At 61.2% G+C, this 24,412-nt stretch carries 15 protein-coding genes; 11 read left to right on the forward strand and 4 right to left on the reverse strand.

Features of this window, described 5'->3' with window-relative positions:
- Positions 1-245 precede the first annotated feature (245 nt).
- The 3 genes from AAEZ09_RS25205 to AAEZ09_RS25215 are packed head-to-tail and all read right to left on the reverse strand — an operon-like array spanning position 246 to position 11,727.
- A complete protein-coding gene (locus AAEZ09_RS25205; protein ID WP_350601225.1) occupies positions 246-551 on the reverse strand; it encodes a MafI2 family immunity protein in 306 nt (101 codons plus the stop codon).
- A complete protein-coding gene (locus AAEZ09_RS25210; protein WP_350601226.1) occupies positions 548-10,045 on the reverse strand; it encodes a two-partner secretion domain-containing protein in 9,498 nt (3,165 codons plus the stop codon). Before AAEZ09_RS25210 ends, AAEZ09_RS25205 begins: the two co-directional genes overlap by 4 nt.
- Positions 10,046-10,083: 38 nt before the next feature.
- Positions 10,084-11,727, reverse strand: a complete 1,644-nt coding sequence (locus tag AAEZ09_RS25215) for a ShlB/FhaC/HecB family hemolysin secretion/activation protein (protein WP_350601227.1) — start codon at positions 11,725-11,727, stop codon at positions 10,084-10,086.
- A gap of 600 nt (positions 11,728-12,327) precedes the next feature.
- Between AAEZ09_RS25215 and AAEZ09_RS25220 the strand changes: the two genes are divergently transcribed.
- Positions 12,328-13,893, forward strand: coding sequence for a methyl-accepting chemotaxis protein (locus AAEZ09_RS25220; RefSeq protein ID WP_194690481.1), 1,566 nt, complete (start codon positions 12,328-12,330; stop codon positions 13,891-13,893).
- Between the two features lie 165 nt (positions 13,894-14,058).
- Here the strand turns inward: AAEZ09_RS25220 and AAEZ09_RS25225 are convergent, their stop codons facing one another.
- Positions 14,059-14,736: an alpha/beta family hydrolase gene (locus tag AAEZ09_RS25225; protein WP_350601228.1), complete on the reverse strand. Its 678-nt coding sequence runs from the start codon at positions 14,734-14,736 to the stop codon at positions 14,059-14,061.
- Between the two features lie 96 nt (positions 14,737-14,832).
- Between AAEZ09_RS25225 and ccoN (AAEZ09_RS25230) the strand changes: the two genes are divergently transcribed.
- From ccoN (AAEZ09_RS25230) to AAEZ09_RS25275, 10 genes are all read left to right on the forward strand, one after another.
- Complete coding sequence (gene ccoN, locus AAEZ09_RS25230; protein WP_045057426.1) at positions 14,833-16,257, forward strand: cytochrome-c oxidase, cbb3-type subunit I; 1,425 nt, start codon at positions 14,833-14,835, stop codon at positions 16,255-16,257.
- Positions 16,258-16,267: 10 nt separating this feature from the next.
- Positions 16,268-16,876 (forward strand): cytochrome-c oxidase, cbb3-type subunit II, encoded by a 609-nt coding sequence (ccoO, locus tag AAEZ09_RS25235; RefSeq protein ID WP_045057425.1) that lies wholly within the window; start codon positions 16,268-16,270, stop codon positions 16,874-16,876.
- Positions 16,877-17,077, forward strand: coding sequence for a cbb3-type cytochrome oxidase subunit 3 (locus AAEZ09_RS25240; RefSeq protein WP_045057424.1), 201 nt, complete (start codon positions 16,877-16,879; stop codon positions 17,075-17,077).
- A complete protein-coding gene (gene ccoP / locus AAEZ09_RS25245) occupies positions 17,074-18,027 on the forward strand; it encodes a cytochrome-c oxidase, cbb3-type subunit III (RefSeq protein WP_350601229.1) in 954 nt (317 codons plus the stop codon). The genes AAEZ09_RS25240 and ccoP (AAEZ09_RS25245) overlap by 4 nt, the downstream gene beginning before the upstream one ends.
- 482 nt (positions 18,028-18,509) lie before the next feature.
- A complete protein-coding gene (gene ccoN / locus AAEZ09_RS25250) occupies positions 18,510-19,952 on the forward strand; it encodes a cytochrome-c oxidase, cbb3-type subunit I (protein WP_045057422.1) in 1,443 nt (480 codons plus the stop codon).
- The gene (gene ccoO / locus AAEZ09_RS25255) at positions 19,952-20,560 is read left to right on the forward strand and encodes a cytochrome-c oxidase, cbb3-type subunit II (protein WP_009042961.1); all 609 of its coding nucleotides are present in this window, start codon (positions 19,952-19,954) and stop codon (positions 20,558-20,560) included. Before ccoN (AAEZ09_RS25250) ends, ccoO (AAEZ09_RS25255) begins: the two co-directional genes overlap by 1 nt.
- Before the next feature lie 5 nt (positions 20,561-20,565).
- Positions 20,566-20,751, forward strand: a complete 186-nt coding sequence (locus AAEZ09_RS25260) for a CcoQ/FixQ family Cbb3-type cytochrome c oxidase assembly chaperone (RefSeq protein ID WP_003175465.1) — start codon at positions 20,566-20,568, stop codon at positions 20,749-20,751.
- On the forward strand, positions 20,748-21,731 hold the full coding sequence (ccoP, locus tag AAEZ09_RS25265; protein WP_350601230.1) for a cytochrome-c oxidase, cbb3-type subunit III: 984 nt from the start codon (positions 20,748-20,750) through the stop codon (positions 21,729-21,731). Before AAEZ09_RS25260 ends, ccoP (AAEZ09_RS25265) begins: the two co-directional genes overlap by 4 nt.
- 512 nt (positions 21,732-22,243) lie before the next feature.
- Positions 22,244-23,659 (forward strand): cytochrome c oxidase accessory protein CcoG, encoded by a 1,416-nt coding sequence (gene ccoG, locus AAEZ09_RS25270; RefSeq protein WP_350601231.1) that lies wholly within the window; start codon positions 22,244-22,246, stop codon positions 23,657-23,659.
- An 11-nt stretch (positions 23,660-23,670) separates the two neighbouring features.
- On the forward strand, positions 23,671-24,210 hold the full coding sequence (locus AAEZ09_RS25275; protein WP_045060275.1) for a FixH family protein: 540 nt from the start codon (positions 23,671-23,673) through the stop codon (positions 24,208-24,210).
- Positions 24,211-24,412: the final 202 nt, after the last annotated feature.

A 24,412-nucleotide genomic window follows, 5' to 3' on the forward strand; every position in this document is an offset into this window, starting at 1 on the left:
ACTTGATCATGTGAATCGTCCTTTTTAGTTAAACATTAAATGAAAGGCTCATCTGAGCAATTCAGGTATTTTTTACAAACAACTTCATTTCGACCAACGGAGGATACGCCCCCACGTGCCGGAATACCGCGAGTATTTAAACCATGCAAATCATAATTACAACCGCAGACGGAGAGCTGAACGAGCGCCATTAAGGGGCACATTTACCCCGGCACAATCTTTAATCCTTTAGCAAAAAGTCAAAATCACTCTTTTCGACGATAAACAACCCTGTCAGCTTCCGACAATCTAGGTAGAGCTTCGTGGCCGACCAAAATTTCTGATTTGCACTTTAAATCCGAATCCTGATATGCAGTATATTGACATATGATGTCTTCAATCTCACAAATATCGTCTTCTATATTTTTCTCAAGATAAAACCTTATTACCCAAATATCACCTTCACGAGACAACACCACCATCCTGAAGTTTGGAGTAACGGCCCCAAGCATCGCTTGAACAAGCATTAATACTTGGAAATTCCAAGCTTTCAATTTGGCTGCCATATTCATTTCTGAGTCCAATTAGGGTTAGCAGGTACAATACTTGGGCTTTTCGTACCTTTGATTATGAAAACATTGGTTGGCTGACCGGTTATACCAACGCCAGCGTTAACGTTAGTTCCGGTTACACCTTCGAACTTTACCACTGGAAACCCTTGAGCATTCTTACCTAAAATCTTAACCTGCCCTACGCGGTAAGCATCTAGTACTTTTTGAGCATCATCAATACTATTCAAGAAGCCTCCGCCTCCTCGAGCTTCAAGCTCAGGCCTTCCAGCAATATGCCGAAGCTGTTTCTGACTAATTTTGCCAGCTACCTCTGGAAAGTCTTTAGGTGTAAGACTGCCTTTTGCACCACCAATACCACCAGGCCTCATCCCCCCAAGCACGGTACCCAGCATTGCTCCAGCAAAAGCAGTAGAAAATCTGGAATCGTCACCATCTCTAGCGGCTGCGAGTTCGGTAGCGATTTCAGAACCAGCAGCAATATTACTGTTGGTGATGAGTACGCCTACGATGGCGGCCTGATTGTATTCGCCACGGGCTTTCAGATCGTTTGCCAGGGCCCTGAGCTTTGGATCATCCTTCAAAAGTTGCGTCGACAACGCGTCACAACCCGTCGGATCGCTTTGACAGAGCGAGGCCAACTCTTTGTTTCTGTTCTCATCAAGCTCGGCGTAATGCTCCCGAACCCTGTTCTTACCCTCTTCAGTCGACTGACCGTCGACCTCTCGCAGCATTTCTACGACTTCTTTGTGATTCAGGTAGTTGTACTGCGTAGAGTTCTGCGCCACCCACGCACCGGTTTGCAGGCTGTCGCCATCCGCGTCACGCTGCGTGGCCGCCGCCAGCACACCCACCAGTTGCGAGGTCATGCTCAGCAGGTTTTCGTTTCCACCTACCAAGCTATCGAGCTGCACGACCAAGGCTTCGTTGGCGCCTGCCGCGAGTGCGCCGGTCTTGAAGTCGCCGCCGCTGACTTGCGCCAACAGGCCACCGACCATCGCGTGGATCATGACCTTTTGCGGACTGCCGTCAGGAAAGAGGCCGTGTGTGGCATCTCCTGCCGCATTAAAGCTCGCAGCCGCCAAGGTGTTGAACAGCGTGCTCTGCAAAGCGCTGCCCAGATCTCCGCCCTGCCCCATGATCTTGTTCAGAGCCAGCGAGGTGCCGTTTTGCAGGCCCTGATTGGCGGCGAATCGGCCGACGTCTCCCCATGTCCCGAGATCGGTTGTGATCTTGCCGGTGACCGGATTCGTGGTGGTACCGGTCCATTCGCTGAAGTAGCCCGTGGTCATGCCGGCAGTGAGGCCGGCAATGGCGTAGCCCTTGAGGGCGTCGCTGGAGGTGACGTCTTTGAACACGGCGCCCAGGTTGCCGCCATTGTTGATGAAGCTGACGGTGGCGTTGGTTGCTGCGCTTGTGGCGATGGCTGCCCCACCTGCGGCCACTGCGCCAGTACCGCCCAGCGCCGACATGGCAGCAGGGCCGACAAAGGCAGCCATCAGGATGGCGATCGCCAGTTGTGCGCCAACGCCCAGTCCCGAGTTGCTGTACTGATAGGCGTCGTGGATTTCCTGGACCAAACGCCAATCCACATCCCCACGCTGCTCCGCATCCTTGAGCCAGGCCAGGTTCGGATCGGCCTGCACCATGGCATCAATGGTCTCGCCTACCGACTTCTGGTCGATGGCCTTGAGGTCGATGTTCAACCCGTTCGCGGCATTGATCGCCATCTGCCCTTGTGCGACCAATTGGCTCTGGCGCAGGGTTTCATCGGTGTTGCCTTTGCCTGAGGCGGAGTTCCAGGCCAGGTCGCCTTTGCTCTTTTCGTGGCTCTCCTGGTGCATGTCCTTGACGGCTTCGAAGGTGATGTTGCCGCCACTTTGCAGGGTCAGGTCGTTTCCGCTATCGAGCTTGGCGCCCTGGTACAACTGATCCCCGCCGCTGACCAGCGTGAGGTCGCCACCGGTGTTGATTTGGCTGCCGATGTTCTTGATGTCGGTGACTTCGTCACGCTGGGTTTCCTTGCTGCCCCAACCGCCCTTCTTTTCCTTGTCGTACAGCGAATAGTCGCTGTCTTGGGCGGCCAGCAGTTGCAGGTTGCCGCCGGCGACCAGGTAGGCTTCCTGGCCCGCGGTGACGGTGCTGGCGATGAGCGTGAGGTCCTGGCCGGCGCCGAGGGTGACGTTGCCGCCGGCGTTGAGGCTGGTACCGACCTGGCTGACGTGGTCTTCCTGGGCTTCGACTTTGTGGGTTTTGCTGTAGCTGTGGTCTTCGTTGGCGGCCGAAGCCAGGGTGAGGTTATTGCCGGCGTTCAGGGCGAGGTCGCGTTGGGCGTCCAGTTGGCTGGCGACGATGGCGAGGTCTTGGCCGGCGTTGATGGACAGGTCGCGGCCTGCTTCGAGGCTGGCGCTGTGTTGGGTGATGGCGAGGTCGCGGTTTTTGCTGCCGTGTTCGTTGCTGTTGAGTTGTGTGGCCGAGCCGAGGGTGACGTCGCGGCCGGCGCTGATGCTGGTATCGCGGCCGCTTTGCAGGACGCCGCCGAGGTTGTTGAAGTCGCGGCCTGCGGTGATGGTCAGGTCGTTGGCGGCTTCGATGCGTGCGGCGTTGTCGACGAAGTCGCGGTGCTGGGTGTTGAAGCCGTTGCTGCTGTCGTGGCCGGTGACGGTGCGTTCGTTGCTGATGTCGCCGGTGAGGCTGGTCAGGCTGACGTCGCGGCCCTTGATGATGCCGCCGGCCTGGTTGGTGAGGTCGTTGCCGGCGAGCAGGTCGAGGCGATTGCCGGCCTGCACCAGGCCGCTGTTGACCAGGTGGTTGCCGGCCATGGCGGCGAGGTTGCCGGTGGCCTTGAGGGTGCCGGCGTTGCTGAGGTTGTGCCCGGCGATCAGGCTGACGTCCTGGCCCTGGACCAGCGCGCCGTTGGCGGCCAGGCGGTTGTCGGACTGGGCCAGGTACAGCACCGGGACCATGACTTGCTGGCCGTCGACGATTGCGTTTTCCAGCCAGACGATGTCGTGGGTCAGGGCCGCCACTTGCTCGGCGGTGAGGCTGACGCCCAGCGACAGCATCAGCGAGTCCTTGCTGGCGATGGCGTTGTCCATCAGGTAGCGGAACATGTCTTCGTCGGAGGTCAAGCCGTCGAGATAGCGCTGGCCGGTGTGGGCGACCACGGCTTGCTGGATCAGCTGCTGCTCGTAGAAGCCGTCGCCCAGGCGCCTGGCGCTGTCGTCGGGGTTGTAGCCGAGTTGGCTGAGCAGGTAGTCCGAGCTCATGAATTGCTTGAGGTCGGTGAGTGCCGGGTTGGTTTCGATCAGGTACTTATGGGGCTGGGATTGCCCGGTGTTGCCGGGCAGGCCCTGGACCTTGGCCACATTGACCGCGCCGGCCATGCCCTGGTTGCCGGACGGGTCGGCGCTGATGTCGCGCCCCTGGGTGCCCGGTATGGCTTGTTGCCGCTCGGCCGCGCCGACGCTGGCCTCGCCGAGGTTCCAGCTGTGCGGGCCGGTGTCGCCCTGGGCACTGCCCTGGCCACTGAGGCGGAACAGGCCGTTCTGCCCGGTGGGCAATTCAAACCCTGGCAGCGCCAGGGGATTGATTTGCTGTTGTGCCAGGTCTGGGGGCAGTTGCTGGTTGAGGGTCACGCGGGTGGAAAATGCGTTGCCCGGGGCGCTGGTGTTGGTGCTCGGGCCACTGCCGACGTACTCGAAGCCGGCCCGCACCACGCTGTTGTCGAAGTCGTTCTGGGTGGTGATGTTGACGTTGCCGCCGGCCTGGATGATCGCGGCGTAGCGTTGGTCACCGGCGCTCAGTTGGATCACGCGACCAAACTCCGGCAGTTCGGCTTCGGTGGTGCCGATGAACTGGCTCATGGCCGCCGCCAGGCCGCCGAGGTTGCCGGCGTCGTAGCCGTTGCCGTGCAGCCAGTAACGGTCGGTGAACGCCTGGGCCATGTTGACCCAGCCGCTGCCATTGCTGGCGCGTTGGGTACGAAACACGCGCACGGTTTCGGTATCGGAGGTCTGCACGCCGGTGTTGGTCAGGTTGTTCAGCGTGGCGCTCAGGTTGCCGCTGGTGGCCAGGGTGCTGCTGTGGTTGAGCAGGTCGCCGCCGTTAAGAATCAGGTCGCCACCGGCGGTGATGCTCGACGCGGCACTGGCGGCGGTGACTTGTAGTTTTTCGCGCTGCACGATTTCCCAGACGCGGTTTTGCTTGCCGCCGCAGTCGCCGGCGTTGACGCCTTCGATGCAGGGGATTTGTTCGATTTTGGCGGTGTATATGCCGTCGTCAGAGACCGTCAGCAGCGCACGGATGTTTTTGATGGTGCTGGCGGCCAGGCTCATGCGGCCGTCGCTCTGCATCAGGCCGGAGCTGTTGACGATGCTGGAGGCCCAACCACCGTCGCCGTCACGGTCGATGTCCAGGTCGCCCAGGCTGTAGAGGCTGGCGTAGCTGTTGGTCAGCGACGCGACGCGCAGGCCCATGTCCCAGCCACTGAAGATCAGGCCGTGATCATTGAGCAACGCTGCCGTGGTGAGGGTGAGGTCCTGGCCGCTGCCCAGGGTGCCGTAGTTGTTCACGGCGCCTGCGTGCAGCATCAGGTCGGCGCTGGAGGTCAGGCGACCGTAGTTGTTCAGCACGCCGGCGACGCTGATCAGGCTGTCGCCGCCGCTGGCGATGCTCGCCACGTCAGGCAGGTTCAATTGCCCGGTGCCCAGGGTCAAGTCACCCCGGCTGCTCAGGCGACCCTTGCCGGTGTAGAGGCCGCTCAGGCCCAGGTCCAGGCTGCCATCGCTGGCGATCAGGCCGTCGTTGCGCCAGTTCACGCCGGTGCCGATCAGGCTGTTGGCGGCGAGCAACTGGCCGCTGGCGCTCTGGGTGAAGTCGTTGACGTTGACGCTCAGGCGCCCGGCCTGGATGACGCTGCTGTTGGTCCACTGGTCGGCCGTGAGGGTCAGGCCGCCCCGGGTGATGAGGTCGCCGCCGGCATTGATGACGTTGGCGGTGGCGATGTCGAAGGTGCCGTTGCCGACGTGCAGCACGGTGCCGCCGGTGTTGAGGAAACCGCCCAGGCCCAGGCTCAGGTCGGTGTTGGCGCTTTCCAGGGTGCCGTGGCGGTTGTCCAGCAGGCCCGCGATTTGGAAACGGCTGGCGCCTTGGGTGCCGAGGGCGCGCAGTTGACCGCCCTGGTTGTCCAGGTGGGCGGCGGCGATGTTGAGGGTGCTGTCGCTCTCGAGGATGCCTTGGGCATTACTCAGGGCACCGGCCAGGCTGAAGTCGATCTGTTGAGCGGCGATCTGCCCTGCGCGGTTGTCCAGGTCGGCGCCGTTGACGCTGATGCGGTGTGCGGCGTAAAGGCCGCCACTGCGGTTATCGAAGTGGCCCGTGTTGAGGAGCACATCGCCCGATTGAGCGGCAAGGCGCCCGCCCTGGTTGTCGATACTGGCCGTCGTCAGGTTCAGGCGCTCGGCCTGGGTGGTGCCGCCCTGGCCGCTGATCAGGTGGATGCCGTTTTGCAGCCAACCGCTGAGGGTGGCGGTCAGTGTGGCGTGCAGGCTGGCCAGGACGCCGCCGCGGTTATCGAGGTTGCCGGCGTTGAGGTTGAGGTCACCGTCCTGGGCGAGGATACGACCTTGCTGGTTGTCGATATCACCGGCAACGTCCAGGGTCAGCACGCCCTGGCTTTGCAGGGTGCCTTGGCCGTTGCTCAGGCGTGCGGCTTGCAGCTGCACATCGCCGTGCTGGCTGTAGATCAGGCCGTCGGCGTCGTTTTGCACCCCGCCCGTGGCGGTCAGCGTCAGCAGGTCGTTGGCGGCGACTGTGCCACGCTGGCGGTTGTCCAGGCCGCCCGTCAGGAGGGTGAACAGCCCTTGGCTGGCGAGTTGGCCGCCCTGGTTGTCTACCTGTGTGGCGCTCAGGCGTAAAGGCCCGGCGCTGGCGAGTTTGCCCTGGGTATTGGTCAGGGCGCCGAGCAGGTTGAGGGTGACGGCGTTGTTGCCGATCAGGCTGGCGCTGCTGTTATCCAGCGCGTCGGCGGTGATGCCCAGGGCCTGCGTGGCACTGATGACTCCACTGCGGTTGTTGAGGGTCGAAGCCTGGACGGTCAGGGCAGCACCGCTGTCGATCTGGCCGCCCTGGCTGTTGTTCAACTCAGCGTCGACGGTCAGTGCCTGAGCGGCGGCGCTGGAGAGGATTCCGCCGTTGCGGTTGTCGAGGCTGCCGGCTTTGACGGTCAGGTTGTGCTGACTGACCAAGGCGCCGGCATCGCTGTTGAGCAAGGCGTTTTTGACGGCTACGTCGAGGTTACCGTTGCGGCTGGAGAGTGTGCCGTGGTTGCGGTTGTCCAGGCTGCTGGCGTTGACGGCCAGCCCTTCCCAGCCGGAAATAAGGCCGTTCTGGTTGGTCACGCCAAGGCCGTCGAGCGTCAGGTACTGGCTGCTGATGAGCTTGCCGTCGTGGTTATCGAGGTGGCGGCCGACGAGTGCAAAGCTTTGCTCGCTGGAGATCTCGCCGCCTTGGTTGTTCAGGTCGCGCAGCTGGTGGATGCCCAGCGCACCGGCGGTGGTGATCAGGCCACCGGCGTTGTTCAGGTCGCCGCCCGCCGCGCCGAAATCCAGGGCGATGGCGCTGCCCAGCAGCGATCCGCCGTTCTGGTTGTTCAGCGCGGCGGTCTGGATATTGAGGCGCCGGGTGGCGTTGATCAGGCCGTGAGCCTGGTTGTCCAGCAGGCCGTCGACGCTCAGGTCGAGGGTGTCACGGCTGGTCAGGGTGCCGCCCTGGTTGTTGACGCTGGCGGCGCGCACGTCGAGGGCCGACGCGGCGATCAGGCCTTTGAGGTTACCCAGCGCCTGCTCCACGCGCACGGTCAGTGCCTGGTTGCTCACCAGTTTGCCGTCGCGGTTGTCCAGGCTGTTGGCGGCGAAGGTAAAGGCTTGGGCACTGGAGATTTCCCCGCCCTGGTTGTTCACTTCGTTGAGGTGGCCGAGCATCAGCAGCGGTGCGCTGATCAGGCCGTTCTGGTTGTTCAACTGGCCGTGATTGAGGTTCAGGTTCAGCGCGCTATTACTGAACAACAGGCCGCCTTGTTGGTCCAGGCCGGTGACGTTGACGTTCAACGCCTGGTCGCTGGCGATGCGGCCGGTGTCCTGGTTGGTCACCTGGGTGGCCGTCAGTTCAAGGGTGTCGCTGCTGCTCAGGCGCCCGCCGTGGCTGTTATCGAACGCGCCCGTGTCGAGGCGCACAGGGCCCTTGCCACTGATGTTGCCGCGCTGTCGGTTATCCAGGCTGGCGCTGTGCAGGCTGAGGCTGGCGTCGGCGACCAGCTGACCGCCCTGGTTGTCGACCACCCCGTGGCTGGTCAGGCTGAGTGGACCGGCACTGGACAGGCTGCCCTGGCGATTGTTCAGGCTGGCGGCGCTGACCGTCAGTGCGCCTTCGCTGTTGATCGAACCGCCGAGGTTGGTCAGGGCACCGTCGAGGCGGATATCCACTGCCGACAAGGCACTGACCGCCCCTCCGTCGTTGTCCAGGGTCTGGCCGGCCAATGAGACACGGCCCTTGGCCTGCAGCAAGCCCTGGTTCTGGTTGAGCAATTGCGCGACGCCAAGGCTCAGGTCGGTGCCGCCCAGCACCTTGCCGCCGTCACTGTTGTTCAGTTGCTGGCCACTCAGGTTCAGCGCTTCCGAGCTGGAAAGCTCCCCGCCTCGGTTGTCCACAGTGTCGACCTGGACGGTCAGCACGTTGGCCGCGCCGAGCAAGCCGTTGTGGCGGTTATCGAGCGTGGTGCCGCTCAGGTTCAGGTTACCCTGGGCGATCAGTTCACCGCCCTGGTTGTCCAGGTGCGTAACGCTGAGGTCAAGATCGCGGGTAGTGCTGACCCGTCCGTTCTGGCGGTTATCCAGGGTGCTACCGGAGAGGCTCAACGCCTGGTTTGCACCCAATTGACCGTTACGGTTATTGATCGCGCCGCTGGCGCTCAGGCGAAGGTCCTGCCCGGCCATGATCAGGCCGGCGACGTTGTCGAGGGATGCCAAATTAAGGACGGCCGCTGCAGCGCTGGAGAATTCACCCGCGCTGTTATCCAGGTGGCCCACCTGCGCCTGGAGCGGGCCGCGACTGTTGATCAGGCCTTGTTGGTTGAGCACTTGGTCCGCATGCAGGGCAAGGCTGTTGTGGCTGAGCACCCGCCCTTGCTCACGGTTGTCCAGCGCAGCGGCACTGACCTGCACGCCGTTTTGCGCAGTCAGCGTGCCGCCGCGGTTATCCAGGGTTTGGCTGACGCCTGCGTCGAGGTTGCGACTGGCCGTCACGCTACCGCTGTTGCGCAGGTGCTGCGTACGGAGTCTGATATCGCCGACGCTGTTGCGGCTGTTGTCGGCGTTGACGCCGGCCTCGATGATGCCGCTGTTGGTCAGCTGGCCACCGGCGCTCAGGCTGATGCGATCACGGGCAGCCAGGCTTTGCCGGTTGCTTGAGGCGCCGCTGGTTTTAACCTCCAGAGAGGTGCCGGCGTAGACCGGACCTTGCGCCTCCAGGCTCGCCGCCTTGACGCTGATGCCGTGGCTGGACGCCGCCTGGGCCAGGGTCAAATGACCATTGGCATCGATCTGGATATCGCCAGCGCTGGCGGCCAGGTTGCCGGCCAACCGCACCCCGACACCGGCTTCGGTGCCCACCAGTTTGATGGCGCCGGCGTACATGCCACCCAGCGCGGTGGAGTCAATGGCCAGCTGTGGCTTGACGCTGCCGTCGTCGGCACGCGCCGTGGCATTGAGGGTCTGTGCGTCAACGTCGTTGCGGCCCGCGATCAGGGTCAGGTTGCGGGCGTTGATCTGCGCATTGAGCCTGGCAGTGCGGGTGATGATCTCGAAGCTGTCGACGTTGCCGGCATTCAGCCCCGCACCCTCGATGCTCACGCTGCCGCCATCGACCTGAAAGTGATCGAGGCGTCCGTTGTTCAGGATCGGGGTGCCGGTGGTAAGGGTGGCACGTGGGGTGTTGATGAAGCCGCAGCCGTTGCAACTGATGCCATAAGGGTTGGCGACGATGACGCGCGCCGATGGCCCCGCGACTTCGGTGTACCCGCGCAGGTGGCTCGGGTTACCGCCGTTGACTTCATTAAGAATGGTGCTGGCCGCCGAGCCCTGCAGGTTCGGGTTGCCGAGAATGATCCCGCCCAGTTGCGTGGCCTGGGTGCGCGTCGTGGCGTTGTTGAGGATTACCCCGTTGGCGCCGACGTTGTAGTCGTTGAACTGATTGTGCGACAGGCCACTGGCATTGGGCGCGGCGATGTTGACGATGGGCACGCCATTGCCGGCCTGGCCCAGTGAGGTGCCGGGGCCGCTGACCACAATGCCATCGGCCTGCACCAGCAGCGGCTGCCAGAACAGCGCATTGGCCAGGATCAGCGCCAGGCCGCGCTTGGGCAGGCCGCAGAAGCGTTCAGGGCTTGCTGGGGCGGCAGATGGCTGGTGGTCACGGTGGGCAAAGGGGCGGGTCGGCATATCAATCTCGATGCAACAGGGCGTTGTCGGCAGTGGGGTTACAGGAAGAAGTCCAGGCGAAAGTAGATCGGCGCTTCACGCTCCGTCATCGCGGCCGGGCGTTTCAGGGAATGGGCGAAGGTCACGCCGGCAGACAGGTGCTGGCCGCGGGCAAACAGCTCCAGCGAATGGCTGGAGAGCCGCCCGTGCTGATCACCGTTGTAGCGCTCGTGGGTAATTACGCCCTGGTCGTAGCCCAGGCTGGCGCCGTATTCGGCCAAGGCCGGGCGCAACCAGGCAACGGTCAGCGGGCGTGCCCAGCGCAGGTCGTTGCGCCAGTAGGCACCGCTGTCACCGCTCAGCTGCTGGTCCTTGAAACCGCGCAGCGAGGACGCGCCACCGAGGCTGATGCGTTGCGCGCTGAACAACACATCGTCGGTGTGCTGGCCGGTGACCAGGCTGGTGAAACTCAGGGACTCGCCCGCCAGGGTGAAAGGCTGCAGGTAACTGGCGGTGGCGGTGTACTTGCGAAAGCGCGCCTCGGGTTCACCGGGGCCGGGATGACCTGCGCTTTGCGCGTCGAAGGCGCCGATGCCGTGTTGCAGGCCCAGGTCGAAGTTGATGAAGGCGCTGGCGACCCGGCGACCGTGGTTGATGCCCCACTGCAGCTCGCTCAGCCGATTGCTGCTCAGGTCCAGGCGGCTGTCCTCGATGTAGGCGTTGGTGCGCAGGTGCGCGACACCGAGGCTCATCGAGGTTTTGCTTAAAGCGTCGCGATGGATCACCCGTTCTGCGCGCAGCAGGTGGTGCTGGCTGTCGCCGGACTGCTTGAAGTTGAAACCATTGCCCTGGACCTGCGAGCGGTAATCGCTCTGGCTGTAGCTGTAGCTGAAGTTCCACCAACCCCAGGGCAGGCTGTAATAGAGCATGGCGTTTTGCGAGGTCTTGCGTCGGTCGCTGACGGCGTCGTGGCCACCGCGCAGCACCAGTTGATCGGCCAGGCCCAGGGGGCTGTCCCATTCCAGGGCGGTACCCCATTGCTGTTCGCCGGTGGATTTTTGCCCGTCGTTGTTGCGCGACACGCTGGCGCGCCAGGGTTTTTGCGCAGTGTTCTCCACCCTGACCCGGGTGCCGCCCACCTGCGCGCCCGGCGCCAGTTCCATGCGGGCCTGGTTCGATGGCAACCGGTTGAGCTGGTCGACCAGTTGCTCGATCTGACGCAGGTTCAACAGCTCGCCATCGGCGCCGGGAAACGCCATGGCCAGTTCAAGCGCCGACAGCCCGCTGCCCTCTGCGCGGTCCAGGCCTTCAAGCGTGCCTTCGACCACCAGCACTCTCAGGTGGCCGCTGGACAGGTCCTGTTGTGGCAAATAGGCGCGACTGGTGACCAGCCCGCTGGACAGGTAGTACTCGGTGATGACCTTGAGCAGCTCATTGAGCCGGGCCACGTCCAGGCATTGGCCGAAGTAGGGTTTGAGCAGGCGCGAACGCGCGCCGGCGGGCAGGTGCTGGGCGCCCTCGATGTTGATCGTGTCGATGGCAAAGCAACGGGAATCAGCAGGCATGGCCGGTGCGTCTGGCATGCTCGGGCTGCCGGGCAACGCCTTGAGCTCTTCCAGCCGCTGGCGCTGCTCTTGCAATAAGCGATTCTGGCGATCACGGATAATGTCCTGATCGCCGGGATTGGTGACGGGCGCGGCCATAGTGCTGCTGATAACGCTTATATAAATAAACGAAACGCACTTAAGGAATTGCGCCCTCGACAGTAATGAGGGCAACTTGGAGAACCGGGTAATAAACGAGGGGGACTAAAGTAACACTGTGATTGGCACTCGCTACCCCTTGAAACAATGCCGCTGGAGACAACAGGAACATTCCTACATACAGCGGTTAAGTTCTCCTACAGAACTTTCTGACACTTTGTTCTTTTGCAGCTTCCTCGCACAGGCAGTGCTTTGCGGGCTGTATTAAATGCTCAAGCTAAGCGTGAGGCTAAAACATTCAGCCAATAATTAAACTTGGTCTTCACTCTCAACTTTCTTATTGATCATGAAGTCAATGTAGGAGCTGCCGCAGGCTCGGGCCGCGATCGGACGATCTTTTGATCTTCGCCCTTGAAAATCAAGATCAAAAGATCGTCCGATCGCGGCCCGAGCCTTCGGCAGCTCCTACGGGGGCTCTGTTTCATTCGGCCGGATCTGGTTGGCTGTCAGGCCGTCTTTGCGGGCCATGGGCAATAAAAAAATTCAACAAATCCCTGGCGCCGCCGAAACCCTGTGAAAGCCTCACGGATTGAATATGCCATGCGTAATAACCAGCCCATCACTCAACGCGAGCGGACCTTCCCGGCTCAGCAGCGGTTGATTTCCACGACCGATGCCAAGGGCGTGATTACCTACTGTAACGACGACTTTGTCGAGATCAGCGGGTTTTCGCGTGAGGAACTGATCCGTGCGCCGCACAATCTGGTTCGTCATCCTGACGTGCCATCGGCGGTGTTCGCGCATATGTGGGGCACGCTCAAGCAGGGTCAGCCCTGGATGGGTATCGTCAAGAATCGCTGCAAGAGCGGTGATCACTATTGGGTTAACGCCTATGTGACGCCGATCTTCGAAGGCAATCAGGTGATCGGTTACGAGTCGGTGCGGGTCAAGCCGACTGCTGAGCAGATCCGTCGTGCCGAGGCGTTGTATCAGCGGCTTAACCAGGGCAAGTCGGCGGTTCCTGCCAGTGATAAGTGGCTGCCGGTTGTGCAGGATTGGTTGCCGTTTATTCTGGTGAGCCAGTTGAGTTTCATGATTGGCGCCACGCTGACTTCGCACTGGGGCTTTGCCCTTGCCGCCGGGCTTTCGGTGCCGTTGGGCCTGATGGGCTTGAGCTGGCAGCAGCGTGGGTTGAAGCGCTTGTTGCGTTTGGCCGAGCAGACCACGTCCGACCCGTTGATTGCGCAGATGTACACCGACAGCCGTGGCGCACAGGCGCGGTTGGAGATGTCGATTTTGAGTCAGGAAGCGCGCCTGAAGACCTGCCTGACCCGTTTGCAGGACACGGCCGAGCATCTGACCGATCAGGCCAGGCAGTCCGACACCCTGGCGCACAACAGTTCGACTGGCCTTGAGCGTCAGCGGGTTGAGACCGAGCAGGTGGCGACAGCGGTGAACCAGATGGCGGCGACGACCCAGGAAGTGGCGAGCCATGTGCAGCGTACGGCAGATGCCACCCAGGAAGCTAATCGCCTGACGGGGCGTGGTCGTACCATTGCCGGGGAAACCCGTGATGCCATTCAGCGCCTGTCGGTGGTGGTTGGGGAAACCGGGATGACGGTGACTCAGCTTGCCAAGGACAGTGATGAGATCGGTGGTGTGGTGGATGTGATCAAGGGCATCGCCGACCAGACCAACCTGCTGGCGTTGAACGCGGCCATCGAAGCGGCCCGTGCCGGTGAGATGGGTCGTGGGTTTGCGGTGGTGGCGGATGAGGTGCGGCAACTGGCGCAGCGGACCAGCGAGTCCACCGGGCAGATTCATGCGCTGATCGCCAAGCTGCAGCAGACGGCCAGTACTGCCGTGCAGACCATGGAAGCCGGGCATCGTCAGGCCGAGGAAGGTGTGGCGCGGGTGCTGGAGGCGGATCAGGCGTTGGTGGGGATCAGTGAGGCGGTGGCCAATATTACTGATATGACGACGCAGATTGCGGCGGCGACTGAGGAACAGAGTGCTGTGGCTGAGGAGATCAGTCGCAATATCAGCAATATTTCGCAGCTGGCGGATCAGACGTCGGAGCAGGCGCAGCATTCGGCGTTGTTGAGTGAAGAGCTGACGAAGACGGCGAGTACGCAGTATTCGTTGGTTGAGCGGTTTAATCGGTAGGGTTGAGGGTTAGATTCAGATCAAGATCAAAAGATCGCAGCCTTCGGCAGCTCCTACGGGGGCGTGTATGAGCAGAAACCCGGGTTGCTTCCGGGTTTTTTGTTGCTGCACAAAACCTGTGGGAGCGGGCTTGCCCGCGATGAGGCCCTGCAGCCACCGCAAATGTCACTGAAGGAAATCGGCAACCTTCTGCGCAGCAGCGGCCAGATGCTGTTCGTGGGTATGCCCCGAAGCCTTCAGCGGTTTGAGGTCATGATCCCCCGCCACCAGCCAGAACAACTCGATGCCCGGTGAAAACTTGTACCCTTCGACAGCCTTCCGATTGCCCAGCGCATCCCGCTCGCCCTGCACAATCAGCGTACGGGTCTTCAAGCCGGCCAGGTGTTCCACCCGCGGTTTCTCCGGTTTGCCCACTGCGTAGAATGGATACCCCAGGCACACCAGCGCATCCGCGCCCAGTTCATCCGCCAGCAAACTGGCCATCCGCCCGCCCATGGACTTGCCGCCAATGGCCAGTTTCCCGGCGACATGGCGTCGCACCACGGCATACACCTCCCGCCAGCATTCCAGCAGTTTCGGCGCCGGATTCGGTGGGCGTTTGCCGCCGTCGATACGCCGCTGCGCCATGTAGGGAAACTCGAAGCGCAGCACGTTGACCCCAAGTACAGCAAGGCGCGCAGCCATGTCGTTCATCCAGTCGCTGTCCATCGGCGCACCGGCGCCATGGGCGAGGATCAACGTCGCAGATGCCGGCCCTACAGCGGCATCCCATAACCATCCGTGATCCTGCACACACCGCGCCCATTGATCCCCGTCAATACTGGCCTTGTGCTCTTTGTCCATGCTTGCCTCGCTTTTAGTCTGCCTATAACTCCAGGCGAAGGACGCGCTGCCTTGTCGCACGCGTGCTCACTTCGGCTGAACCGTGGATGGGGAACCATGAACACTTCTATCAGTACCGCCTACAACTACAAGGTGGTCCGCCAATTCGCCATTATGACGGTGGTGTGGGGCATCGTCGGCATGGGGCTCGGGGTTTTTCTCGCGGCCCAATTGGTGTGGCCCGAGCTTAACTTCGATTTGCCGTGGACCAGCTTCGGGCGCCTGCGCCCTTTGCACACCAACGCGGTGATCTTCGCCTTCGGCGGTTGCGCCCTGTTCGCCAGTTCGTTTTATTCGGTGCAACGCACCTGCCAGACGCAGTTGTTTGCGCCAAAAATTGCCGCGTTCTGTTTCTGGGGCTGGCAAGTGGTGATCCTGCTGGCGGCGATCAGCCTGCCGCTGGGTTACACCAGTTCCAAGGAATACGCCGAGCTGGAATGGCCGATCGACATTCTGATCACCATCGTCTGGGTCGCCTACGCCGTGGTGTTCTTCGGCACGATCATGCAGCGCAAGACCAAGCACATCTACGTTGGCAACTGGTTCTTCGGTGCGTTCATCATCACCGTGGCGATTCTGCACATCGTCAACAACCTTGAGCTGCCGGTGAGTTTCACCAAGTCCTATTCGGTGTATGCCGGTGCGACCGATGCGATGGTGCAGTGGTGGTACGGCCACAACGCCGTGGGCTTTTTCCTCACGGCCGGCTTCCTCGGCATGATGTATTACTTCGTGCCCAAGCAGGCCGAGCGGCCGGTGTATTCCTATCGCCTGTCGATCGTGCACTTCTGGGCGCTGATCACCCTGTACATCTGGGCAGGTCCGCACCACTTGCACTACACCGCGCTGCCGGACTGGGCGCAGTCGCTGGGCATGGTGATGTCACTGATTCTGCTGGCTCCAAGCTGGGGCGGGATGATCAACGGCATGATGACCCTGTCGGGCGCCTGGCATAAGTTGCGCAGCGATCCGATCCTGCGCTTCCTGGTGGTCTCGCTGGCGTTCTACGGCATGTCGACCTTTGAAGGCCCGATGATGGCGATCAAGACCGTCAACGCCCTCTCCCACTACACCGACTGGACCATTGGCCACGTACACGCCGGTGCACTCGGCTGGGTGGCGATGATTTCCATCGGCGCGCTGTATCACATGATCCCGAAAATCTTCGGTCGTGCGCAGATGCACAGCATCGGCCTGATCAACGCGCACTTCTGGCTCGCGACCATCGGCACCGTGCTGTACATCGCCTCGATGTGGGTCAACGGCATTGCCCAGGGCCTGATGTGGCGCGCGATCAACGAAGACGGCACGCTGACCTACTCCTTCGTCGAAACCCTGGTGGCCAGCCACCCGGGCTTCGTCGTGCGCCTGGTAGGCGGCGCGATCTTCCTGAGCGGCATGTTCCTGATGGCCTACAACACCTGGCGCACCGTACGGGCCTCGCAGCCTGCCGACGTCGCCACTGCCGCGCAGATCGCCTGAGGAGTCCGCGATGAAACACGAAACAATCGAGAAAAACGTCGGCCTGCTCATGCTGTTGATGGTGCTGGCCGTGAGTATCGGCGGCCTGACCCAGATCGTGCCGCTGTTCTTCCAGGACGTGACCAACAAGCCGGTGGAAGGCATGAAGCCCTACACCGCGCTGCAGCTGGAAGGGCGCGACATCTACATTCGGGAAGGTTGCGTGGGTTGCCATTCGCAGATGATCCGGCCGTTCCGCGCCGAAACCGAACGCTACGGGCACTACTCGGTGGCCGGCGAGAGCGTGTGGGATCACCCGTTCCTGTGGGGTTCCAAGCGTACCGGACCGGACTTGGCCCGGGTCGGCGCCCGCTACTCGGATGACTGGCATCGCGCGCATTTGTACAACCCGCGCAACGTGGTGCCCGAGTCGAAGATGCCGGCCTACCCATGGCTGGTCACGCAGGCGGTGGACAGCAGCCATACCGAAACCAAGATCCGCACCATGCGCACCCTCGGCGTGCCGTACACCGATGACGACGTCAGCGGCGCGGTGGCCAGCCTCAAGGGCAAGACCGAGATGGACGCCCTGGTTTCTTACCTGCAAGTGCTCGGCACTGCCATCAAGAGCAAGAGGTGAGTGATGTTTGAGATGAGCACTGGAATGATCCGCGGCCTGGGCACGGTCGTGGTGTTCGTGGCCTTCGTCGGCCTGACGCTGTGGGTGTTCAACACCAAGCGCAATCCGGAATTCGCCGAAGCGCGCCTGCTGCCGTTCGCCGACGAGCCGCAACCTGACAGCCCCCCAGAACCTGCAACAACAAGGAGTACCCGGTCATGACCACTTTCTGGAGTACGTGGATCTGCGTACTGACCATCGGCAGCCTGATCGGCCTGACCTGGCTGCTGATCGGCACCCGCAAGGGCGAGACCAAGGGCAGCGTCGACCAGACCATGGGCCACAGCTTCGACGGCATCGAGGAGTACGACAACCCGTTGCCGCAGTGGTGGTTCATGCTGTTCGCCGGCACGTTGGTGTTTGCCGTCGGTTACCTGGTGCTGTACCCGGGCCTGGGCAACTGGAAAGGCATCCTGCCCGGCTATGAGGATGGCTGGACCGGCGTGCACGAGTGGGAAAAGGAGATGAACAAGGCTGACGCGAAGTTTGGGCCGATCTACGCCAAATTCGCATCGATGCCCGTGGAAGAAGTGGCCCAGGACCCGCAAGCGCTGAAGATGGGTGGCCGCCTGTTCGCCTCCAATTGCTCGGTGTGCCACGGCTCGGATGCCAAGGGCGCGTTCGGCTTCCCCAACCTCGCCGACAGCAACTGGCGCTGGGGCGGCGATGCCGAGATGATCAAGACCACGATCATGGGCGGTCGCATGGCGGCGATGCCGGCCTGGGGCGAAATCCTCGGTGAAGCCGGAGTGAAGAACGTGGCCGCCTACGTGCGTCACGACTTGGCAGGGCTGCCGTTGCCAGCGGATACCAAGGCCGACCTGCAAGCCGGCCAGCAAGCGTTCAGCACCACCTGCACGGCCTGTCACGGCGCGAATGGCCAGGGCACCGAGGCCATGGGCGCGCCGAACCTGACGCACCCGGCCGGCTTCATCTACGGCACCAGCCTGACGCAGCTCGAGCAAACGATTCGTCATGGTCGCCAGGGTCACATGCCGGCGCAGAATGAGCTGCTGGGCAACGATAAGGTGCAACTGTTGGCGGCTTATGTGTACAGCCTGTCCCACGGTTTGAATACCGATCGTTTGCAGGCTGAAGGCAAACGCGAATAACTCTCGACCGCTCTACTGCCGCATTCGCCTGCATGCGGCAGTTCCCTGCTCCTTTGCGACCAAGTGTCGCACCCTTCCTTAGTACTCCTTTCGGTTCCCCGAATTCGGGTCTAAGCTTGCCCAGATGCGGACTGGCATGAGCCGGTTCCAGGTCGACCCGACGCGATGCGTTCGACGAATGTGCTCGATGACAGGCCGCAAAGGCTGGTAGATACCGGCTGTCGCGCAAATCGCCTCCTGTCACCTGATCGTTGTGTTTGAACACACCCCGTTACATCTGACCTGACCCCCTCGGCTCTTTCGTCTGCTGCGACATTTTGTCCATGGGCAATTTTGTCCTTACGCGGCGCATGGAAAGGCCGCAGAATCAGCTTTTGAAAGCATTGACCCAGGTCATGGCGCGTTGCAATGACCCCCCGCTTTCTACATACTTGCGGCCGATTTTTACTCCTAATAAAACACCCAAACCGTGGAACCTTAGAATGAGCACAGCAATCAGTCCGACTGCTTATAACTATAAGGTAGTCCGCCAGTTCGCCATCATGACGGTGGTCTGGGGGATCCTTGGCATGGGGCTTGGTGTCTTCATCGCCTCGCAACTGGTATGGCCGGAATTAAACTTCGGTCTGCCATGGACGAGCTTTGGACGCCTTCGCCCGTTGCACACCAACCTGGTGATTTTCGCCTTCGGTGGTTGTGCACTGTTTGCCACTTCTTATTACGTCGTGCAGCGAACCTGCCAAACGCGACTGATTTCCGACAGCCTCGCCGCCTTCACCTTCTGGGGTTGGCAAGCGGTGATCGTCGGCGCCATCGTTACCTTGCCGCTGGGTTACACCACCACAAAGGAATACGCTGAGCTGGAATGGCCTTTGGCTATTCTGCTGGCCATCGTCTGGGTCACCTACGGTCTGGTGTTCTTCGGCACCATCACCAAGCGCAAGACCAAGCACATCTATGTGGGCAACTGGTTCTACGGTGCCTTCATCGTCGTGACGGCGATGCTGCACATCGTCAACCACGCTTCCCTGCCGGTCAGCTTCTTCAAGTCCTACTCGGCCTACGCCGGTGCAACGGATGCGATGATCCAGTGGTGGTACGGTCACAACGCGGTGGGCTTCTTCCTGACCACCGGCTTCCTGGGGATGATGTACTACTTCGTTCCGAAGCAGGCCGAGCGTCCGATCTACTCCTATCGCCTGTCCATCGTGCACTTCTGGGCGCTGATCACCCTGTACATCTGGGCCGGCCCGCACCACCTGCACTACACCGCACTGCCGGACTGGGCTCAGTCCCTGGGCATGGCGATGTCGATCATCCTGCTGGCTCCGAGCTGGGGCGGCATGATCAACGGCATGATGACCCTGTCGGGCGCCTGGCATAAGCTGCGCACCGACCCGATCCTGCGGTTCCTGGTGGTCTCCCTGGCGTTCTACGGCATGTCGACCTTCGAAGGCCCGATGATGGCCATCAAGACCGTGAACTCGCTGTCGCACTACACCGACTGGACCATCGGCCACGTACACGCCGGTGCATTGGGCTGGGTGGCGATGATTTCGATCGGCGCGATCTACCACATGATCCCGAAACTGTTCGGTCGTGTGCAGATGCACAGCATCGGCCTGATCAACGCGCACTTCTGGCTCGCGACCATCGGTACCGTGCTCTACATCGCTTCGATGTGGGTCAACGGCATCACCCAGGGCCTGATGTGGCGTGCAATCAACGACGACGGCACCCTCACCTATTCCTTCGTCGAAGCGCTGCAAGCCAGCCACCCGGGCTTCATCGTTCGCGCCCTGGGCGGTGCGTTCTTCGCCAGCGGCATGCTGTTCATGGCCTACAACGTATGGCGTACCGTACGTGCCTCGAACCCGGCTGAAGCCGAAGCTGCCGAACAGATTGCTGTAGTTGGAGCTCACTGATGAAGCATGAAGCAGTCGAGAAGAATATTGGCCTGCTGGCCTTCTTCATGGTTATCGCCGTCAGTATCGGCGGCTTGACCCAGATCGTTCCGCTGTTTTTCCAGGACGTCACCAACAAGCCGGTCGAAGGCATGAAGCCGCGTACCGCCCTTGAACTGGAAGGCCGCGACGTGTACATCGCCAACGGTTGTGTCGGCTGCCACTCGCAGATGATCCGCCCGTTCCGTGCTGAAACCGAACGCTACGGCCACTACTCGGTCGCCGGTGAAAGCGTCTGGGACCACCCGTTCCTGTGGGGTTCCAAGCGTACCGGCCCGGACCTGGCCCGTGTTGGCGGTCGTTACTCCGATGACTGGCAGCGTGCGCATTTGTACAACCCGCGCAACGTAGTGCCCGAGTCGAAAATGCCGGCGTACCCGTTCCTCGTGGAAAACAAGCTCGACGGCAAAGACACCGCCAAGAAAATGGAAGTCTTGCGCACGCTCGGCGTCCCTTACACCGACGAAGACATCGCCGGTGCCAAGGATGCTGTGAAGGGCAAAACCGAAATGGACGCGCTGGTGGCCTATCTGCAAGGCCTGGGCACCATCATCAAAAGCAAACGGTGATTTAGATGGATATCGGGATGATTCGTGGCCTGGGCACCGTTGTCGTGATGGTGGCCTTCATCGGTCTGGCGCTGTGGGTGTTCAGCCCCAAGCGCAAGTCGGAGTTTGAAGACGCTACCTTGCTGCCTTTCGCGGATGATCCCGAAGCCATCAAGCACGTCGAGCAAGCTTCTAGGAGTAACAAAGAATGACTACGTTCTGGAGTCTGTACGTCACAGTCCTCAGTCTGGGCACCATCTTCGCCCTGACCTGGCTGCTGCTGTCCACCCGCAAGGGCCAGCGCGCCGAGCAGACGGAAGAAACGGTTGGACACTCCTTCGACGGGATCGAGGAGTACGACAACCCGCTGCCGAAATGGTGGTTCATGCTGTTCGTGGGCACCATCATCTTCGCCCTCGGCTACCTGGTGCTCTACCCGGGCCTGGGCAACTGGAAAGGCCTGCTGCCAGGTTACAACTACCTGGATAACGAAAAGCAGACCGCGTTCGCCAACGGCCAGACCGGCTGGACCGGCGTGCACGAGTGGGAAAAGGAAATGGCCAAGTCGGACGCGCGTTTCGGCCCGATCTTCGCCAAGTTCGCTTCCATGCCAATCGAAGAAGTGGCCAAGGATCCGCAAGCACTGAAAATGGGTGGCCGTCTGTTCGCCTCCAACTGCTCGGTGTGCCACGGTTCCGACGCCAAGGGCGCCTACGGCTTCCCGAACCTGACCGACGCCGACTGGCGCTGGGGCGGCGAGCCCGAAACCATCAAGACCACCATCATGGGCGGTCGTCACGCGGTGATGCCGGCGTGGGCTGAAGTGATTGGCGAGCAAGGCGTGGCGGACGTGGCTGCCTACGTGCTGACCAACCTCGATGGCCGCAAGCTGCCGGAAGGCGCCAAGGCTGACCCGGCTGCCGGGCAGAAGTTGTTCGCGGCCAACTGCGTGGCGTGCCACGGTCCGGCCGGTAAAGGTACCCCGGCAATGGGTGCACCTGACCTGACCCACCCGGGCGCGTTCATCTACGGTTCGAGCTTCGCCCAACTGCAGCAGACCATCCGTTACGGCCGCCAGGGCCAGATGCCTGCCCAGGAACAGCTGCAAGGCAACGACAAGGTTCACCTGCTGGCCGCTTACGTCTACAGCTTGTCTCACGGTGAGAAAGCTCCGACGGAAGATGCTCAGTAACCTTTGATGTAACAAAAACGGCCCCGCCCATGTGAATTGGCGGGGCCGTTTTGTTTATGGCCTATGCTCGCTTAACGCTTCACCTGTAGGAGCTGCCGAAGGCTGCGATCTTTGGATCCGCTTAATGCCCTACTTGTAGGAGCTGCCGAAGGCTGCGATCTTTTGATCTGCGCTTTTATTTAACGGCAAGATCAAAAGATCGCAGCCTTCGGCAGCTCCTACGGGAGCGGCAAGATCAAAAGATCGTCCGATCGCGGCCCGAGCCTGCGGCAGCTCCTACGGGGATTGAATTTACGGTCATGGGAGGGCCCTGGCGCTGCGAAAACCGGCCATCATTCACAAGTCAATTGATTCAAGTCATTACACCATCGGATAAATTCTCCCAACGTGACCAAAGGTCGCACCCTCGGACTAGAGCTACAGGCGTATCATTGCGCCACTGCAACACCTCTTTTTGACCCCGGTCGGCATGTACTGACCGGGGCATTTTTCCACTGCCGTGGGATGCAATGATGAGCAACCAGATACCGGTACACGACGTCACGCCACCCACCAAGAACGCGAATAACAGCGTCGACCTCTACGCCTCTCGAGAAAAGATCTACACCCGGGCTTTCACCGGCCTGTTCCGCAACCTGCGGATGATGGGCGGCGCGCTGCTGTTCCTGCTGTACTTCGGCACGGTATGGCTCAACTGGGGCGGGCACCAGGCGGTCTGGTGGAACCTGCCGGAGCGTAAGTTCTTCATCTTCGGCGCCACGTTCTGGCCTCAGGATTTCATCCTGCTGTCCGGGATCCTGATCGTCAGCGCCTTCGGCCTGTTCTTCATCACCGTGTACGCCGGGCGAGTCTGGTGCGGCTATACCTGCCCGCAAAGCGTCTGGACCTGGATTTTCATGTGGTGCGAGAAGGTCACCGAAGGCGACCGCAACCAGCGCATCAAGCTCGACAAGGCGCCGATGAGCGCCAACAAGCTGCTGCGCAAGATCAGCAAGCACTCGCTGTGGCTGTTGATCGGTTTTGTCACCGGCATGACCTTTGTCGGGTATTTCTCGCCGATCCGCGAGCTGACCATCGACTTCTTCACCGGCCAGGCGGATGGCTGGTCGTATTTCTGGGTCGGGTTCTTCACCCTGGCCACCTACGGCAACGCCGGCTGGTTGCGCGAGCAGGTGTGCATCTACATGTGCCCGTATGCGCGTTTCCAGAGTGTGATGTTCGACAAGGACACGCTGATCGTCTCCTACGACCCGCGCCGGGGTGAAAGCCGTGGCCCGCGCAAGAAAGGCGTCGACTACAAGGCCCTGGGCCTGGGCGACTGCATCGACTGCACCATGTGCGTCCAGGTGTGCCCCACCGGCATCGACATTCGCGACGGCCTGCAGATCGAATGCATCGGCTGCGCCGCGTGCATCGATGCCTGCGACAGCATCATGGACAAGATGGACTACCCGCGCGGCCTGATCAGCTACACCACCGAGCACAACCTGTCCGGCCAGAAAACCAATAAGCTGCGCCCGCGCCTGATTGGCTATGCCGTGGTGCTGCTGGCGATGATCGGCTTGCTGATGGCGGCCTTCTTCATGCGTTCGCTGGTGGGTTTCGACGTCAGCAAGGACCGTGTGCTGTACCGCGAGAACGCCGAAGGGCGGATCGAAAACGTGTACAGCCTGAAGATCATGAACAAGGACCAGCGTGACCACACCTACCTGCTTGAAGCCACCGGCCTGCCGGACCTCAGGCTGCAAGGCAAGCGTGAGATCAAGGTCGCTGCCGGGGAAATTTTCAGCCAGCCGGTGGAACTGTCCAGCGCGCCGGAGCAATTGCCATCGAGTACCAACGAGGTGAAATTCATCCTCAAGGATGCCGATGACGACAGCGTCCACGTTGAAGCCAAGAGCCGATTCATCGGCCCACAAATTCGTTGAGAGAAGTGAACATGCCTGCAGCAAACACGACGAGCCCCTGGTACAAGCACCTCTGGCCGTGGATCATCATCGCCATCCTGGCCTGCTCGGTGACCCTGACCCTGTCGATGGTGACCATTGCGGTGAACAACCCGGACAACCTGGTCAACGACAACTACTACGAGGCCGGCAAGGGCATCAACCGTTCGCTTGATCGCGAGCTGCTGGCGCAGACCCTGAAACTGCGCGCCAGCGTGCACCTGGACGGGATGACGGGCGAAGTCGACCTGCACCTGACCGGCGACAGCCAGCCAAAAACCCTGGAACTGAACCTGATCTCGCCGACCCAGCCGGAAAAGGATCGCAAGATCACCCTGACCCACAGCGACACCGAGGCCGGCCGCTACATTGGCCAGGTGAACGACAAGGTTGAAGGGCGTCGGTTTGTCGAGCTGCTGGGCGTTGAAAACGACAAGACCTGGCGCATGTTCGAAGAAGAACAGGTCAGCCATGACAAGGACCTGCTGCTGGGCGACGAGCCGCTGCAGGGTGCGGAAGACCTGAAGAAATAAAGCCTGCGCAGGCTGCCTGTGGCGCTGCCGTGGGAACTGTCGTTGGAGCTGTCGTAGGAGCTGTCGTAGGAGCTGTCGAGTGAAACGAGGCTGCGATCTTTTGATGTTTTTTTTTCGAGCAAGATCAAAAGATCGCAGCCTCGTTTCACTCGGCAGCTCCTACAGGGTTCGACAAATTCAACAGGTTTAACAAGTGCAACAG

The sequence above is a fragment of the Pseudomonas sp. 65/3-MNA-CIBAN-0223 genome, assembly GCF_040310425.1.
Classification (GTDB): Bacteria; Pseudomonadota; Gammaproteobacteria; order Pseudomonadales; family Pseudomonadaceae; genus Aquipseudomonas; species Aquipseudomonas gregormendelii.

Excerpts from the sequence above, each read along its gene's own strand:
- AAEZ09_RS25205 (WP_350601225.1), bottom strand. The coding sequence starts at position 551 with ATGAATATGGCAGCCAAATTGAAAGCTTGGAATTTCCAAGTATTAATG.
- ccoN (WP_045057422.1), top strand. The coding sequence starts at position 18,510 with ATGAGCACAGCAATCAGTCCGACTGCTTATAACTATAAGGTAGTCCGC.
- AAEZ09_RS25275 (WP_045060275.1), top strand. The coding sequence starts at position 23,671 with ATGCCTGCAGCAAACACGACGAGCCCCTGGTACAAGCACCTCTGGCCG.
- AAEZ09_RS25210 (WP_350601226.1), bottom strand. The coding sequence starts at position 10,045 with ATGCCGACCCGCCCCTTTGCCCACCGTGACCACCAGCCATCTGCCGCC.
- ccoP (WP_350601230.1), top strand. The coding sequence starts at position 20,748 with ATGACTACGTTCTGGAGTCTGTACGTCACAGTCCTCAGTCTGGGCACC.
- AAEZ09_RS25225 (WP_350601228.1), bottom strand. The coding sequence starts at position 14,736 with ATGGACAAAGAGCACAAGGCCAGTATTGACGGGGATCAATGGGCGCGG.
- ccoN (WP_045057426.1), top strand. The coding sequence starts at position 14,833 with ATGAACACTTCTATCAGTACCGCCTACAACTACAAGGTGGTCCGCCAA.
- ccoO (WP_009042961.1), top strand. The coding sequence starts at position 19,952 with ATGAAGCATGAAGCAGTCGAGAAGAATATTGGCCTGCTGGCCTTCTTC.
- AAEZ09_RS25215 (WP_350601227.1), bottom strand. The coding sequence starts at position 11,727 with ATGGCCGCGCCCGTCACCAATCCCGGCGATCAGGACATTATCCGTGAT.
- AAEZ09_RS25260 (WP_003175465.1), top strand. The coding sequence starts at position 20,566 with ATGGATATCGGGATGATTCGTGGCCTGGGCACCGTTGTCGTGATGGTG.
- ccoG (WP_350601231.1), top strand. The coding sequence starts at position 22,244 with ATGAGCAACCAGATACCGGTACACGACGTCACGCCACCCACCAAGAAC.
- ccoO (WP_045057425.1), top strand. The coding sequence starts at position 16,268 with ATGAAACACGAAACAATCGAGAAAAACGTCGGCCTGCTCATGCTGTTG.
- ccoP (WP_350601229.1), top strand. The coding sequence starts at position 17,074 with ATGACCACTTTCTGGAGTACGTGGATCTGCGTACTGACCATCGGCAGC.
- AAEZ09_RS25220 (WP_194690481.1), top strand. The coding sequence starts at position 12,328 with ATGCGTAATAACCAGCCCATCACTCAACGCGAGCGGACCTTCCCGGCT.